This is a genomic window from Marinospirillum sp. (assembly GCF_044810985.1).
GTDB lineage: Bacteria > Pseudomonadota > Gammaproteobacteria > Pseudomonadales > Halomonadaceae > Marinospirillum.
Window position 1 is genome coordinate 404563 of the sequence record NZ_CP085242.1, and the last position, 14826, is coordinate 419388.

14 protein-coding genes are annotated in these 14826 nt (G+C 52.4%); 11 read left to right on the forward strand and 3 right to left on the reverse strand.

Going from position 1 to position 14826, the window contains the following annotated elements; all coding sequences use genetic code 11:
• The first annotated feature begins 9 nt into the window (after nt 1-9).
• The 10 genes from LG323_RS01915 to cheD (LG323_RS01960) all read left to right on the forward strand — a co-directional run bounded on the left by LG323_RS01915 (nt 10) and on the right by cheD (LG323_RS01960) (nt 10943).
• Nucleotides 10-2169 carry a chemotaxis protein CheW gene (locus LG323_RS01915; RefSeq protein ID WP_404418562.1) on the forward strand — a complete coding sequence of 720 codons (2160 nt, stop codon included), beginning with the start codon at nt 10-12 and terminating at the stop codon, nt 2167-2169.
• 16 nt (nt 2170-2185) lie between these two features.
• Nucleotides 2186-2707 carry a chemotaxis protein CheW gene (locus tag LG323_RS01920; protein ID WP_310696103.1) on the forward strand — a complete coding sequence of 174 codons (522 nt, stop codon included), beginning with the start codon at nt 2186-2188 and terminating at the stop codon, nt 2705-2707.
• Nucleotides 2708-2732: 25 nt separating this feature from the next.
• Nucleotides 2733-4520, forward strand: coding sequence for a methyl-accepting chemotaxis protein (locus LG323_RS01925; RefSeq protein WP_404418565.1), 1788 nt, complete (start codon nt 2733-2735; stop codon nt 4518-4520).
• Nucleotides 4521-4551: 31 nt separating this feature from the next.
• Nucleotides 4552-5385: a CheR family methyltransferase gene (locus tag LG323_RS01930; protein ID WP_310696101.1), complete on the forward strand. Its 834-nt coding sequence runs from the start codon at nt 4552-4554 to the stop codon at nt 5383-5385.
• A gap of 2 nt (nt 5386-5387) precedes the next feature.
• The gene (cheD, locus tag LG323_RS01935; RefSeq protein ID WP_310696100.1) at nt 5388-6026 is read left to right on the forward strand and encodes a chemoreceptor glutamine deamidase CheD; all 639 of its coding nucleotides are present in this window, start codon (nt 5388-5390) and stop codon (nt 6024-6026) included.
• Nucleotides 6026-7111, forward strand: a complete 1086-nt coding sequence (locus tag LG323_RS01940) for a chemotaxis response regulator protein-glutamate methylesterase (protein WP_310696098.1) — start codon at nt 6026-6028, stop codon at nt 7109-7111. The genes cheD (LG323_RS01935) and LG323_RS01940 overlap by 1 nt, the downstream gene beginning before the upstream one ends.
• 537 nt (nt 7112-7648) lie before the next feature.
• Entirely contained in the window at nt 7649-8308 is a 660-nt protein-coding gene (locus LG323_RS01945; RefSeq protein WP_404420099.1) for a methyl-accepting chemotaxis protein, read from the forward strand.
• 17 nt (nt 8309-8325) lie between these two features.
• A complete protein-coding gene (locus tag LG323_RS01950; RefSeq protein ID WP_404418568.1) occupies nt 8326-8610 on the forward strand; it encodes an STAS domain-containing protein in 285 nt (94 codons plus the stop codon).
• Complete coding sequence (locus LG323_RS01955) at nt 8607-10322, forward strand: SpoIIE family protein phosphatase (protein WP_404418570.1); 1716 nt, start codon at nt 8607-8609, stop codon at nt 10320-10322. Before LG323_RS01950 ends, LG323_RS01955 begins: the two co-directional genes overlap by 4 nt.
• A 12-nt stretch (nt 10323-10334) precedes the next feature.
• Nucleotides 10335-10943 (forward strand): chemoreceptor glutamine deamidase CheD, encoded by a 609-nt coding sequence (gene cheD / locus LG323_RS01960; RefSeq protein WP_404418572.1) that lies wholly within the window; start codon nt 10335-10337, stop codon nt 10941-10943.
• On the opposite strand, the gene LG323_RS01965 is transcribed toward cheD (LG323_RS01960), so the two are convergent.
• On the reverse strand, nt 10940-12562 hold the full coding sequence (locus tag LG323_RS01965) for a PP2C family protein-serine/threonine phosphatase (protein WP_404418574.1): 1623 nt from the start codon (nt 12560-12562) through the stop codon (nt 10940-10942). The genes cheD (LG323_RS01960) and LG323_RS01965 overlap by 4 nt on opposite strands.
• 316 nt (nt 12563-12878) lie before the next feature.
• A complete protein-coding gene (locus LG323_RS01970; RefSeq protein WP_310696087.1) occupies nt 12879-13193 on the reverse strand; it encodes an SCP2 sterol-binding domain-containing protein in 315 nt (104 codons plus the stop codon).
• A gap of 119 nt (nt 13194-13312) precedes the next feature.
• On the opposite strand from LG323_RS01970, the gene sohB reads away from it, so the two are divergent.
• Nucleotides 13313-14329 carry a protease SohB gene (sohB, locus tag LG323_RS01975; RefSeq protein WP_404418577.1) on the forward strand — a complete coding sequence of 339 codons (1017 nt, stop codon included), beginning with the start codon at nt 13313-13315 and terminating at the stop codon, nt 14327-14329.
• On the opposite strand, the gene LG323_RS01980 is transcribed toward sohB, so the two are convergent.
• The gene (locus LG323_RS01980; protein WP_310696085.1) at nt 14326-14640 is read right to left on the reverse strand and encodes a metalloregulator ArsR/SmtB family transcription factor; all 315 of its coding nucleotides are present in this window, start codon (nt 14638-14640) and stop codon (nt 14326-14328) included. The two genes, sohB and LG323_RS01980, sit on opposite strands and share 4 nt — an antisense overlap.
• Between the last annotated feature and the right edge of the window lie 186 nt (nt 14641-14826).

The following is a 14826-nucleotide window of genomic DNA, read 5'->3' on the forward strand; positions in this document are numbered from 1 at the left end:
GTTTGGCCCATGAGTGTTGATCTTAGCCAGTTTCACCAGGTATTTATCGATGAAGCCTATGAACACCTGGCAACCATGGAAAACCTCCTGCTGGCAGTGGATCTGGATGACCCTGACCTGGATGATCTCAATGCCATCTTCAGGGCGGCCCACTCCATCAAGGGGGGCGCTGGCACTTTTGGTTTTACGGACATTGCCGAACTCACCCATGCTCTGGAAACCCTTCTGGATCGCCTGCGTAAACAGGAGCTGCACCCGACCGATGAGATGATCGAGGCTTTTTTGCAGGCCAGTGACCTTCTCGGTGCCATGCTTGACGCCCACCAGCAGGGCACGGAAACCGATGCCGAGCGTATTGCCAGCATCAAGGGGGAACTGACCCGCCTGGCAACCGACGAGGCCTCTTCCTACCCGGATTCTCCGGCAGCCCCACCTGCCGATTCACAACAGCCTGCTTCCAGCGGCGGTTCCAGCTGGCTGATCGAATTGCACCCCAGGGAAAATGTGTTTGCCAAGGGTGCTTCCCATGAAGCCATCACCGAAGACCTGGCTGCTCTGGGGCCGGTGGACAACCTGCAACCCCCGGAAGAAGGCAAAGCCAGCTGGCGGCTGCATGCGGAAGTGGCCCAGGAGCAGCTTTCGGAAATTTTTGCCTGGGTGTGCCAGCCCGATGAAGTGACCTTCACTTACGAAGAAGGTGCAACCGCTGAGGCTGAAGAGGATGATCCCGGCTATGGCTTTTTTGATGACGAGCCTGCCGGTGGTGAAGAAAGCGAAGATGAAGGCTTTGGCTTTTTTGTTGATCAGTCCGAGCTGCCTGCAGCCCAGGATCAAAAAGAAGACGATCAGGGTTATGGCTTTTTTGTGGATGAAAAAGAACTGCCTGCCAAACCGGCTGCTGCAGAAAAACAACCTGAAAATCAGCGCTCAGCAAAACCCGAAACACCAAATAAAGCCAAACCGGCCCCTGCCAAACCACAAAGCAAAGCCGCTGCTGATGCCTCGATCCGTGTGGGGGTCGAAAAGGTGGATCAACTCATCAATCTGGTGGGCGAGCTGGTGATTACTCGCTCCATGCTGGCGCAGTCGGCTTCGGTTCTTGACCCCATCGAATACGAAAACATTCATAACGGCCTGGCCAACCTGGAGCGGAATTCCCGGGATCTCCAGGAAGCCGTGATGTCCATCCGCATGCTGCCGATCAATTTTGTGTTCGGACGCTTTCCCCGCGTGGTGCGGGATCTGACCAAAAAAATGCACAAACAGGTCAAGCTGAAGCTGGTGGGTGAAGATACCGAGCTGGATAAAGGTCTGATTGAAAAACTCTCCGACCCCCTGACCCACCTGGTGCGCAATTCCATCGACCATGGCATTGAATCACCGGAAGAAAGACGTGCAGCCGGTAAGCCCGAAGAAGGCACCATTACCCTGAGTGCCAGCCATCAAGGCGGCAGCATTCTGGTGGAAATTCATGATGATGGCGCGGGTCTCAGCCGGGAAAAACTGCTGGCCAAGGCTGAGGAAAAAGGCGTGCCTGTCAGTGAAAACCCCACGGACAAAGAAGTCTGGCAACTGATCTTTGCGGCCGGTTTTTCCACGGCCAAGGAAGTAACGGATGTCTCAGGACGTGGCGTGGGGATGGATGTGGTTTCACGCAATATCAGCGAAATGAAGGGTCAGATTGAAATTGATTCCGTGGCCGGACAGGGCACCCGAATCGGCTTGCGTTTACCGCTTACATTAGCGATTCTTGATGGTATGTCCTTGCGTGTTGGTGAAGAAGTGTTTATTTTACCTCTTACGCGTATTCTGGAATCCATGCAGCCGGACAAGTCCCAACTGAAAACGGTTTCCGGTCGGGGACGTGTGGTGCACATTCGGGGTGAATACCTGCCACTGGTGCCCCTGTACAAGTTATTCAGCCTGAAACCACGCTTCACTGACCCGGAACAAGGCATTTTGGTCGTGGTGGAAACGGTGGACGGCAAACTGGCGCTTTTTGTGGATGAGCTGATTGCCCAGGATCAAGTGGTCATCAAGAGTCTGGAAACCCACTATCGCAAGGTGGATGGTGTTTCCGGGGCAACCATCATGGGGGATGGCCGAGTGGCCTTGATCATCGATATCGAACGCTTGGCAAAAATGAATTCAGCCGAGCTTGCTGGCTAGCCTGGAGGTCCTACAAATGAATGATGCAGCAGCAGAAGAACAAGCTTTGGTAACCAGTGGTCAACAGGAGTTTTTAACCTTTACCCTGGGCGAAGAAGAATATGCCATTGATATTTTAAAAGTGCAGGAAATTCGTGGCTACGATGGTGTGACGCGGATTGCCAACACTCCAGCCTATATCAAGGGCGTCATCAATATGCGCGGTGTGATCGTGCCCGTGGTGGATATGCGCATCAAGTTTGATGTTGGTGAAGTGGTTTATGACCAGTTTACGGTGATGATCATTCTTAATCTGGGTGAACGGATTGTCGGCATGGTGGTTGATGGCGTGTCTGATGTGATTGCTCTGGACCCCGAACAAATACGTCCGGCTCCGGAATTTGGGGCTGCTCTGGATACCCAGTATCTGGAAGGCCTGGCCACGCTGGAAAAAGACAATGAAAACGAAGACGAACGCATGGCCATCGTTGTGGATATTGAAAAACTCATGACCAGTGGTGATATGGGGCTGATGGATCAGGTGGTTCAGGCCGGTTAAGTAAACAAATTAAACGGGGTGCGCAATGTTGCGAAAAATAACTGTAAAGGCACGCCTGATCTTTGTGATCGGGTTTTTATCCCTGCTGTTGATTGCGATTGGCTTTTTGGGACTCACTGGTATGCGGCATGCTGATGAGCGCCTGGAAACCGTAATGGTTGACCGGCTGATCCCCTCTCATCAGTTGGCTGATATTGAATACTATATGCAGCGTAATGTGATTGAGCTGCAGCTGGCTGCGATGCATGATCCGCGCTTGGATGAAAGTGTGATGCATGCCCATGAAATCCAGATGCACACCAATCGTGTTCGGGAAAACATTACCCGGATCACGAAGGTTTGGGATGAATACATGGAAACCTTCCTGACACCGGAGGAAGCCCGCCTGGCTGATGAGTTTGCAGACCTGCGGGGTAAGTTTGTCAATGAAGGTTTGCGCCCTAACGTCGAGCTGTTGGAAGAAGGTGAGTTCAGGGACGCCAACATGCACCTGATAGAAACCACCAATCCGGCATTTTTAAGTGCTTTTGATGTGGCTTCCAAGCTGGTGGATCTTCAGGCTGAAGTGGCCCAGCAGGAATATGATTCAGCCGTTGCTGAATACAATAGAACTCGTAATATCACTATTATTGCCATTATTCTGGGTGTAGTGGTTGCCTCTCTGGTGGGCTGGCTGCTGGTTCGTGCCATCGTCAATCCGCTTAACCGTGCCGTGGGTTATTTCAATGCCATGGCCGATGGTAATCTGAACAATCAGATTCAGGTCGACCATGACGATGAAATTGGCAAGGTCATGCAGGCCTTGCAGCGCATGCAGGATAAATTGCGGGAGATGGTTACTGATATCAAGAGTTCTGTGGATGCCATCACCACTGCATCTTCAGAGATTGCTGCCGGTAACACCGATCTTTCCCAGCGTACCGAAGAACAGGCTTCCAGCCTGGAAGAAACAGCCTCCAGCCTGGAAGAACTGACCTCTACCGTTAAACAAAATGCCGATAATGCCCGCCAGGCCAATCAGCTCAGCTCCAGTGCCAGTGAAGTGGCCGAAAAAGGCGGCGCCAATGTCAGCGAAGCCGTGACGCGCATGCAGGAACTGACTGCCAGTGCCGAGAAGATGAGTGAAATCATCACGGTGATTGACGGCATTGCCTTCCAGACCAATATTCTCGCCCTGAACGCAGCCGTGGAAGCGGCGCGTGCCGGTGAACAGGGTCGTGGCTTTGCGGTTGTGGCCGGTGAAGTTCGCTCTCTGGCCCAGCGCTCAGCGGCAGCCGCCAAGGAAATCCAGGAACTCATCAAAAAAGACGGTGAGATTGTGGATGCCACCAGTGAAGTAGTTCAGGCCTCGGGTGCCAGCATGAAAGAAATCGTCAACTCGGTGAAACGGGTGGCCGATATCATGGGTGAAATCTCGGCTGCTTCGGATGAGCAGAGCCAGGGCATTGAGCAGGTTAACCAGGCGGTCATTCAGATGGATGATGTGACCCAGCAGAACGCCGCCCTGGTGGAAGAAGCGGCTGCAGCGGCTGAGTCTCTGGAAGAGCAGGCCCAGTCCCTGACCACTTCCGTATCCATTTTCCAGGTTGATGAACAGGCGGCATCCGGTGCCCGTGCATCTCAGCGCCAGAAACAGGAAGCGCCCCGTTTGGGTGGAGCTCCCCGAGCACCCCAGCGGCCTCAGCAGTCAGCCCGGAAAGGCCAGGCTTCTGCCGGTCACACCAAGCCAGCCGGACAACAAAGTGCCGCCAAGCGCAAGGCACCGCTACCACCCCCCAAGCGTCAGGATGATGATGAATGGGAAGAATTTTGATCAACTTTGATGACTCGCCGAAGGGGTTGATGTGAGCGAAAAAGTACGCGAATTTGATTTTACGAATAAGGACTTTGAGCGAATTCGTGATCTGGCTCACGAGCGTGCGGGTATTTTCCTGAGTCCCAAAAAGCGCGATATGGTCTATAGCCGTATTGCGCGCCGCCTGCGGGCTTTGGGCTTGAGAACCTTTGAGGACTACCTGCATCAACTGGAAGAGAATGAAGATGAAGCTCAGGACTTTATCAATGCCCTGACCACCAATCTGACGGCCTTCTTTCGTGAAGCCCATCACTTTGATCTTCTGGCCGAGCAGCTTCTGCAGGCTGCAGAAACCCGGCGCGGGCCTTTGAAAATCTGGTCCAGTGCCTGTTCAACGGGTGAGGAAGCCTATTCTCTGGCGATGACTGCCATCGAGGCCTTCGGTAGTTGGACGCCTCCGGTGCGTATTCTGGCCACGGATGTGGACACCAATGTTCTGCAGCAGGCACGACGGGGTGTTTATGCCTCGGATCGTGTTGCCAAAATGCAGGAAGATCGGGTTAAAAGTTTTTTTGTGCGCGGCAAAGGCAAGCATATGGGGATGGTCAAGGTGCGCTCTCAGGTCAAGGATCTGATTCACTTCAACTCCCTGAACCTGTTGGCCCCCAACTGGCCCATCAAGGGGCCTTTTGATGCCATTTTCTGTCGTAACGTCATGATTTATTTTGACAAGCCAACCCAGTACAAGGTTTTGTCGCGTTTTCATCCCCTGTTGACGCCGGAGGGCCTGTTGTATGCCGGTCACTCGGAGAGTTTTCAGCATGCCAGTGATCTTTTTCGCCTGAAAGGTAAAACCGTGTTTATGCCGGTCAGAAAGGGGTAGTTGTGGCCGACCAGCAGGAACAGATCGGGGATGAGGGTGAGCCGCATACCGAGGCCTGGTCACCCGTCAGCTATTTTGATGGCTATTTTGAAATGGAGGCGATCAAGATACTGCCTGGTGAGTATTATGTGACCCGGCATGAAAAGCTGATTGTAACCGTATTAGGCAGTTGTGTTTCTGCCTGTATTCATGACAAAGTCCGGGGTATTGGTGGCATCAATCATTTCATGCTGCCTTTTGATACCCGTGAGCAGGAGTTGATTGACAGCTCCATTCGTTATGGCAGTCATGCTCTGGAAGTTTTGTTGAACCAGCTCTACAAACTGGGTGCCCGAAAAGAGAATCTGCAGGCCAAGGTATTCGGGGGTGGTAATGTGCTTTCAGCGCCGGAAAGTTATCGGATCGGTGAGCGCAATGCCGATTTCCTGTTGAGTTACCTGGATGCCGAGTTGATTCCAGTGGTCAGCAAAAGCCTTCTGGGCCCCTGGCCTCAGAAAATTTATTTTTTCCCGTCCAGTGGGCGGGTTCTGGTCAAAAAATTGAAGCGCCTGAACAACACCACGATTTTTGACCGTGAAGCAGATTATTTCCAACGCCTGCTGAATATTGAAGTGGCAGGCAATATTGAGCTATTTGGCTAATGAAAAACGGAAAAATTTCAGTTTTGGTCGTCGATGACTCGGCTCTGATCCGCCGCTTGTTGACCGATCTTATCAATGGCCAAAAAGATATGCAGGTGGTCGCTACAGCACCCGATCCCCTGGTGGCTCGGGAGTTGATCAAGCGCCACAACCCGGATGTTCTGACCCTGGATGTGGAGATGCCACGGATGGATGGTCTGGACTTTCTGGAACGTTTGATGCGCCTGAGGCCGATGCCGGTATTGATGGTGTCCTCCCTGACCGACAAGGGCTCGGAGGTGACCCTGAGGGCCCTGGAGCTGGGGGCCATTGATTATATCTCCAAACCCAAGGTGGATATTGTCTCTGGCATGACGGCTTATCAGGATCTGATTGCAGAAAAAATCCGCACCTGTGCCGCAGCCAAAGTCAGCGCCAAAACCCAGGTCAGGCAGGCACAGGAAGCCGAGCATCGGGCCAGGGCTGTGGCATCATCCAGCCACCAGGTCAGTTACCGCTCCACGGAAAAAATGGTTTTTGTGGGTGCCTCGACTGGGGGCACTGAGGCGATCAAGGCCTTTTTGATTGATCTGCCGGCGGATATGCCGGCCATTTTGATCACGCAGCATATGCCGGAAAATTTCACCCGAACTTTTGCCGAGCGCCTGGATCGTGATTGCCTGCTCCGGGTGAAGGAGGCCAGCCATAATGAACGGCTGCTGCCCGGTCATGTCTATATCGCACCGGGCAACCTGCACCTGGAGGTCAGTCGCAGTGGGGCCAACTATATGACCCGTCTGCTGGATACCGCCCTGGTGAATCGTCACCGCCCCTCGGTGGATGTGCTTTTTCTGTCTGCAGCCCGAGTGGCCGGAGCCAATGCCGTCGGTGTGATTCTGACGGGCATGGGGCGTGACGGTGCCGAAGGCTTGTTGAAAATGAAGCAGGCCGGTGCCTATACCCTGGCGCAGGATGAAGCGAGTTGTGTTGTTTTTGGAATGCCCAAGGAAGCCATTGCCCTGGGCGCCGCTCAAGAAGTTTTACCCCTGGCTGATTTGCCAGCACGCGTTATTGAACGCCTGGGTCAAAGAATCAATCGTGTTTAGTCGTTTTAAGGAATACCGATGAATAAACAACTTGTATGGATATTGCTTGTCCTTCTGACACCGGCAGCTGGCTTGTTGGGTCTGTTTCTGCCCGCCTGGCTGCTGGGTGTGCTGGCTTTGCCCGCAGGCTTTTTACTCGGTTACCTGCCTTTGCGGGAAAGAGCCAGGGAGCGCATCAGCAAGTTGCCCAATCCCGAAAAAGATGCCTACATCGAGGGTATTTCGGAAGTGGACCTGCAAAAGGATTATCATCAGATTGGTGAAACCATTGCCTCCGTGGTGGCCGAATCCAAGGAGGATATGGATGCCCTGCAAAGCATGCAAACCGATGCCCTGAATACCCTGGGAGCCTCCTTCAACCGCCTGAAGGATGATCTCGACAATCAGCAGGATCTGGTTCGGGCCTTGTTGTACGGCGGTGAGGCAGAAACGGACTCCAGCTCTCACAAGCATATGAACAATTTTGCTGAAGATACGCTGAAAACCCTGAATAATTTTGTGGAAACCTCGGTGCAGACCAGTGCGGATCTGATGGAAATGCTGGATCGGGTGTCCGAGCTGTCCGAGGGCATGCCGGATTTGATGAAGGCTCTGGGTGATATCGACAACATCTCCGATCAGACCAACCTGCTGGCTCTTAATGCCGCAATTGAAGCCGCCCGGGCCGGTGAACATGGACGCGGATTTGCAGTGGTTGCCGATGAAGTGCGTGCCCTTTCTGCACGCTCTGCGGAATTCAGCCGCACGATCCAGATCAATCTGAACGAAATGAATAACCGCATTGAAAAGCTGGTCACGGATGTCAGTAAAATCGCCTCCCAGGATATGAGCTTTATACTCAGGGCCAAAAAGGAAGTGGAAACGGCCATTCAGCTTTTGATGGACAAATCGGACAGTGACCAGCGGGTGACGGTGGAGCTGGAAAGCCTTTCAACCAGTCTCAGCAGTGCCTTGTACGATGCCATGCGTGCCATGCAGTTTGAGGATATGAGCACACAAACCATCCAGCACACCCTGTCCGAACAAAGTCATCTGTTGCTGCTGGTGGAAGCCTTGCAGGCGGGCGCAGACGATCCTCATCAATTTCATGAGGCCTTGCACCGCAGTATTGATAATTTCAAGCGGGCAAGAGAAGAGCGCAAATCCAACCCGGTTTCCAGCAGTTCCATGGACAGTGGTGATATTGATTTATTTTAGAAATTGGGAGCGATTGAATGTCCAGTGTTAAAGTGGCACGTTTACCAGAAAAGTTTGATTTCAGTTATCACAAGAAATTTAATGAGGAAATGGATGCAGCCCTGAAAGACCCTGGGGTGGCTAATATCAACCTGGATTTTTCCACGGTCAGCTACCTGGACAGTGCGGCTTTGGGAATGATTGTTTACCTCCATAAAAAAGCTTCGGCCGTGAATAAAAACATTGCCATTATCAATGCTTCAGGAACCGCAGCCGAGATACTCAAGGTTGCCAATATTGAAAGGATTGTTCCCGTTCAATGAAATCCCCTTTAGTTCGTGAAGTTGCCTACCGCCTTCTTCTGGTTGAAGCCGACACTGAACTCAGTCAAGCGTTGGCTCAAGTGTTATCCGAACAAGGCTGGCAGGTAACCTGTGCCTGCAACCGGGCCGAGGCCCTGAAAATACTCGGTGATACGCCGAGGTTTGATCTGCTGCTGGTCGCTCAGGAACTTCCCGATGGTGAGGGGGTACAGCTGGTTGAAAATCTGGTTTTACCCCCCGAGCCGGAGCAGCGTACCCCGATACTGCTGCTGGCTGAACAGGAAGATCCGCAGCTTCTCAAACGTTGTTTTGACCTGGGCATCAATGATTATCTGGTCAAGCCCATCAACCCCCTGTTGATTGGCTTGAAGGCGCGGGATTTGACCAACAAGCTGCGTCTGGCGGATCGCGTTATCCAGCAAAAGCAGGAACTGGAAAAACTCCTGGATGCCAGTAATCGTGAAGCAGAAATGGCCTCCTATGTGTTTTACAACAACCTGCTGGACCATGTTTCCGATACCATTCATGGTTTCAATCGCTACATCAATGCCAGCAGTGACTTTTGTGGTGATCTGGTTTTATCCAAAAACTCTCCCTCCGGCAGTACCTTCATCCTGCATGCTGATGCCATGGGGCACGGACTTTCTGCAACCATGACCCTACTGCCTTTGGTGGATGTTTTTCACAGCATGGTCAGTAAGGGCTATGCGCTGCCCATGATCGTCCGGGAAATGAACCGCAAGTTGCACTTCCGGTTGCCACCGGATCGTTTTGTGGCGGCCTCAGTGGTGGAGCTGGATGTATTGCATGAGCAGGTGAGCATCTGGAACGGTGGGATGCCACCGGTTTATTATCTGGATTCCGAGGGTCGGGTCATCAACAGCTACCCCTCCAACCATATGGCTTTGGGCATTCTGGATAACCTGAGTTTTGAGTCCAATGTGGAACGCTTTCACCTGGTGGGCGAAGGTGGGCTTTTTGGCTGCAGTGATGGTTTGACGGATCAGGTCAATGCCCAGGGTGAAAGCTATGGTAACCAGCGTCTGCTAAAGAGCCTGGAGGGTGCTCCCCGGCACAGCCTGATGGGAACCCTGGTGGCTGATCTCAAGGAATTCTCGGGCGTTCCCTATTTTGATGATGATCTGTCCCTGTTTTATGTGTATTTTCCTGAGCTGATTTATTTTCAGGATCAGAAGTATCAACTGCAGGGCAATCAGGCCCATAAACTGGGGATTGCTCCTTTTATCTGGGAACTGACTCTTAGTGGTCAGCAGATGGGCGAGCAGGAAATTCCCGCTTTATGCAATGACTATCTACAGGACATGGGCTTTCCACAGCCTTTCTGTCAGCGGGCTTTCACGGTGATCAGTGAGCTGAGCAGCAACGCCATAGAGCATGGTTTGCTGAAGTTGAAGTCCTCTTTGAAAGAAGATCCTGAGGGCTTTGCTGAATACTATGTTTTACGCGAGCAACGCCTGCGCAAACTGACTCATGAAGACCAGTTGCGCGTTCGCTTGCAGTGGCAGGTGACGGCGGAAAGGTCACGCTTGTTCATTGAAGTTGAGCAAAGTGGTGAAGGTTTTGACTTCAACCAGGTCATGCAACAGCCACGCGAAGAGCTGGCTGGCCGGGGGCTGCTGTTGATCAGAAAGCTGTCAACAGAGCTGATGTTCAAGAAACAGGGCCGCCTTGCCGTGGCCACTCTGGAATAGTTGGGACGAAGGATGGATATCGAAGTTGACAAGCATTTTGCCCTTTCACACTACTATGATCGGCATTTTGAAGTCCCGGCCGTCAAGGTGCTTCCCGGCGAATACTTTGCAACCGACAGTGGCGAAATGCTGGTCACTGTTCTGGGGTCTTGTGTGGCTGTTTGCTTGCGGGACAATTATTCCGGCGTGGGCGGCATGAACCATTTCCTGCTTCCCCATGATCATTCAGCCAATGCTTCTCCCCTGAATGAATCCGCCCGCTATGGCGTGTATGCCATGGAATTGCTGGTCAACCATTTATTGAAGCTGGGTGCGCAAAGACGACGCCTGGAAGCCAAGATTTTTGGAGGCGGAAAAGTGCTCAAGGACTTTAATTACGCCAATGTCGGTGAGCGTAATGTCCAGTTTGTGATCAAGCATCTGAAAGATGAAGGCATACCCATCGTCGCCAAGGATGTGCTGGATATCTACCCGCGCAAGGTGCATTTTTTTCCGGCCAGCGGCAAGGTGATGCTCAAGAAGATCAATACCCTGCACAACCGCACAATTGTTGAACGCGAAAACAAATACCTCAAGCAGGTGGAGCGCAAGCCGGAAGTTGGAGAAGTCGATCTTTTCTAAAGGTGGGCCCGGATAAAATGCCCCTCGTCCAGAATCTCCACCTGGCTGTAATGCCAGAAAAGGCTGTGGTCTTCCAGTAGTGAACGTCCCTGGCCCTGGCCATTGTCCCTGACCTCTATCTCCAGATAGCCTGCCTGGCCGTCCCGACCGGGATGGCTGGCCAGCTTGACTTCCATAAAACTGTCCGGGTCCAGTCTCGACAAGGCTTCACGGCGCTGCTGGTAATAGTACTGCAGACCCCGTTCCCCTTCCTCCTCTAGAAGATCCTGTTTTAATTCGGCAGGCAATTGCAGAAGGTTGTCATGCAGAGCCCGTGAGGTCAGCTCATGCGCCACAGTGAAGACTTTCTGGATCACTTCGGGATCCAGGCCCAGGGTGTGCAGAAAATCATTGGTCAGCGCCGGAATGGCCTGATTGATTAATTGTTCACCCTGAACCCTGATTTGCCACTGGAAAGGGGCTGCAGGCAAGGTCAGGTCACTGATTCTGCAGCTTTCTTCAGCGGGCATCAGACTGGAATGCAGGCGTTTAAAATCCAGCAGCAGCAGGGAGATATCATCATCGGGTATGGGTTTGCCAGCATGTTGCTCAACATCACCCAGCAAGCCGGTAATCAGGTTTTTGGCCGGGTGATGGCGGATGGCTTTCAGCAAGCCGGTTTCGGCAAAAGCTTCACCCTCGGGATTGTCCTGTTCAATCAGGCCGTCACTGTAGCTTAGCAGGTAGCCTTGATCCGGTAGGGGCAGGCGTTCGGGAGCGGCATCGAAGAGGGCATCCTCCAGAATTCCCAGAGCCATATGGCGGGAGCGAAAACCCTGCACGGGGGTGCTCCGGCCATCCAGCAAGAAGCCTTCCGGCATACCGCCATTCCAGAGACGCAATTCCTGGTCAGTGGGGTCAATTTCGATCAGGGTGGCCGCAACAAAACGGTCATCCGGCAGGTCTTTCAGCAGGCGCTTGTTCATTTCTCGAAGAATAAAGGGTAGCCGATGGCCTTTTTTGACCATGGTATCGAAAACGGAAATAACCGGCATGATGGTAATGGTTGCGGACAAGCCATGTCCGGTGGCATCAGCCAGGAGGACAAAAATGCTGCCAGAGGGGGAGCGGCGTACCAGGACGATATCCCCACTGAAGTTACTGGAAGACTGGATGCGATGCATGATCCCCAGCGGGTTGTCGGCATTCTTTTCGATCAGGTGGCCGTAAAGGATATCCGCAGCCATGCTGTCTTCCCGCTCTGCTTCCTCCAGGGCGTCTTCGAGCAGACTTTTGTCCACCAGAATTTTTTCCAGGCGCCGGGCCAGTTGATTGACGCTGGCAAAGGCCTCACCCAGTTCACTGAAGACAAAGGTGTCCGGCTGGGCATTGAAGTTTTTCAGATCGCGTGCGGTTTCAATGCTTTTCACATCACGTTGAAACTGCTGTATTGACGTGTTGATCCGGCGGGTTGCCAAGTGTGAAAGGTAGGCTGCTGCCGCAATGAAAAACAGGGAGAAAAAAACAAAGCTTAAAATGTAGGTGAAACGCACATTGGTTGTGACTTCGGGAAGCTCCAGATTACGCTCGGGGAACTCCTGCTGCAGCTGCTGCTGAAAAGCTTCAGCGCGTTGATCCATAAGGTTTTCATAATGCAGTGAAGAAACAACGGAAGCACCCAAAAACACGATCAGGCAGCTGAAAAGAATCGCAAAAAAGATATACCAGCGTAAAGACTGGTGTCTGGGAGATGAAATTCTGATCAAGGAAGCCTCAAATTAAGCTGGAAGTGAACTGCAGGGGAAATGTTCTTAATTGTGGCGTTATGTTAACTTAAAGTGCAGGTGGACGGCTACACCTGAGCCGGGCAAGAGGTGAGGCAAGAGGTCGCAAAAAAGGGCAGCCGGGGGGGTGGGCTGCCCAAACGGGGATGATGCAAGCAGGGGGTTTTTGCTGTTAAACAGGGAAGAGTGCAGAAAGCTTGGTCGCCAGCATCATGTCGCCTTCAGCGCGCAGTTTGCCAGCCATGAAAGCCTGCATACCGTCTTCTTCACCGGTGAGTACATCTTTCAGGGTTTCCTTGTTCATGATCAGGGTGACCGAGGGATCGTCATGTTCACCCTGGACAATATCGCAGCTGCCATCCTTAATGATGATATGGTAGTTGTCAGCATCTTCAATGTTGAATTGAAAGACCTCGTCCATACCGCTGGCTGCCTCAGCGTTGAACTTGTCTTTCAGGCCTTCGATAATAGCGTTGATGTCAGCCATGGGTATTTCCTCTTGGTTGCCGTTGCTGATATTGGAAAATCAGATCAATGACTGAAGCTTATTTCAAACGTATGTTTTAATCAACCCCTCTTTTGCTTTTCTTGTGACAGGAGTGTTTTGTGCCCGAATTTATCTTGGAATACCTGGGCTTTCTTTTGAAAGTTCTGACTTTTGTAATAGCCCTAGTGATCCTCTTGAGCCTGGCTGCTGCCATCAAACGCGGCCGCGCCGGTCAGGAGCAACTGGAAATCCACTCCCTCAACGATCGCCTGGAAGAGCAGCAGGAGGAGTTGCAGGAGCAGTGGCTGGAAGGCAAAGCGCTCAAAAAACAGCGTAAAGAGGCCAAGCAAAAGAAAAAACAGCGCCAGGAAAACAAACCTGAAGCCCCCAGGGTGTTTGTTCTGGATTTCAAAGGCGATCTGGCAGCCACCCGAGCGGGAGCCCTGGGGCGGGAAATTACCTGTCTGCTGGATCTTTTACGCCCGAACGATGAAGTGGTCCTGCGCCTGGAAAGTGCCGGAGGCTTTGTACACAGCTATGGCTATGCAGCAGCCCAGTTACAGCGCCTGCGCGACCGGCAAATCAGGTTGACCGTTTGTGTTGACAAGGTAGCGGCTTCAGGCGGGTACATGATGGCTTGTGCGGCAACCCAGCTTTTTGCGGCCCCCTTTGCGGTCATCGGCTCGATCGGGGTGGTGGCGGAAATGCCCAACCTGCATCGCTTGCTGAAAAAGCATGATGTTGATTATGAAGTTCTGACCGCTGGCGAGTACAAGCGCACTCTGACGCTGCTGGGAGAAAACACCGAGGAAGGCCGCAGGAAATTTATTGATGATCTGGAAGCCACCCATCAGCTGTTTAAAAGCTATGTACAGCGCAACCGGCCTGATCTGGAGATCGATAAAGTGGCCAAGGGGGAAATCTGGTACGGCGAGCAGGCGGTCAGCCTGAAGCTGGTGGATCAGTTGATGACCAGTGATGATTATCTGTTGAAAAAACGTGCCGAGGCCGAAGTTTTCAGTCTGCAGTTGAAGAAACCGGCTCCTCTGGTTGAACGGGTGACCTCCCAGGCAGCCGGTGTTCTGGAACAGCGGCTGCTGAGCTGGTGGCCCAAATTCCAGATACCCTTCCGCTAGGTAGCGCAGTACATCGAGTGCAGGGTGTGGATCACCTGTTTGGCTTCCTCGCCCTTTAATGAGTAAAAGATGGTCTGGGATTCACGACGTGTTTTCACCAGGCCGTCTCTGCGCAGAATAGCCAGATGCTGGGACAGGGCGGACTGGCTGAGATCCAGGCATTCGTTCAGCTCGGTCACCGACATTTCCTTGTCATCCAGATGGCACAGAATCATCAAGCGGTTTTCATTGGCCAGGGCCTTGAGGAGGGTCGTGGCTTGCTGTGCGTTGTTTCGGAGTTCTTCAATCAGCGGGTTGCCTGAGTTGGTCATGATTAAGCCCAGTGGTTTTTGTGGTGAGCGGTTATTCTACTAATGAGTATATTTCATTTCACTCATTCTACTCTTTTTTCCCACTTTTGTTGACACCCCTGGTAATGAGAGGCGTTTTTTTGTGAGCTAAAGGACTGATTGTCAGCAATTTTCCTGTTTTATATTTATCCAGTTCAGGAATAAGCA

Bases quoted from the DNA above. Each gene is read 5' to 3' on its own strand.
- LG323_RS01915 (WP_404418562.1), top strand. From the start codon at position 10: ATGAGTGTTGATCTTAGCCAGTTTCACCAGGTATTTATCGATGAAGCC.
- LG323_RS01920 (WP_310696103.1), top strand. From the start codon at position 2,186: ATGAATGATGCAGCAGCAGAAGAACAAGCTTTGGTAACCAGTGGTCAA.
- LG323_RS01925 (WP_404418565.1), top strand. From the start codon at position 2,733: ATGTTGCGAAAAATAACTGTAAAGGCACGCCTGATCTTTGTGATCGGG.
- LG323_RS01940 (WP_310696098.1), top strand. From the start codon at position 6,026: ATGAAAAACGGAAAAATTTCAGTTTTGGTCGTCGATGACTCGGCTCTG.
- LG323_RS01945 (WP_404420099.1), top strand. From the start codon at position 7,649: ATGCTGGATCGGGTGTCCGAGCTGTCCGAGGGCATGCCGGATTTGATG.
- LG323_RS01950 (WP_404418568.1), top strand. From the start codon at position 8,326: ATGTCCAGTGTTAAAGTGGCACGTTTACCAGAAAAGTTTGATTTCAGT.
- LG323_RS01955 (WP_404418570.1), top strand. From the start codon at position 8,607: ATGAAATCCCCTTTAGTTCGTGAAGTTGCCTACCGCCTTCTTCTGGTT.
- cheD (WP_404418572.1), top strand. From the start codon at position 10,335: ATGGATATCGAAGTTGACAAGCATTTTGCCCTTTCACACTACTATGAT.
- LG323_RS01965 (WP_404418574.1), bottom strand. From the start codon at position 12,562: ATGGATCAACGCGCTGAAGCTTTTCAGCAGCAGCTGCAGCAGGAGTTC.
- LG323_RS01970 (WP_310696087.1), bottom strand. From the start codon at position 13,193: ATGGCTGACATCAACGCTATTATCGAAGGCCTGAAAGACAAGTTCAAC.
- LG323_RS01980 (WP_310696085.1), bottom strand. From the start codon at position 14,640: ATGACCAACTCAGGCAACCCGCTGATTGAAGAACTCCGAAACAACGCA.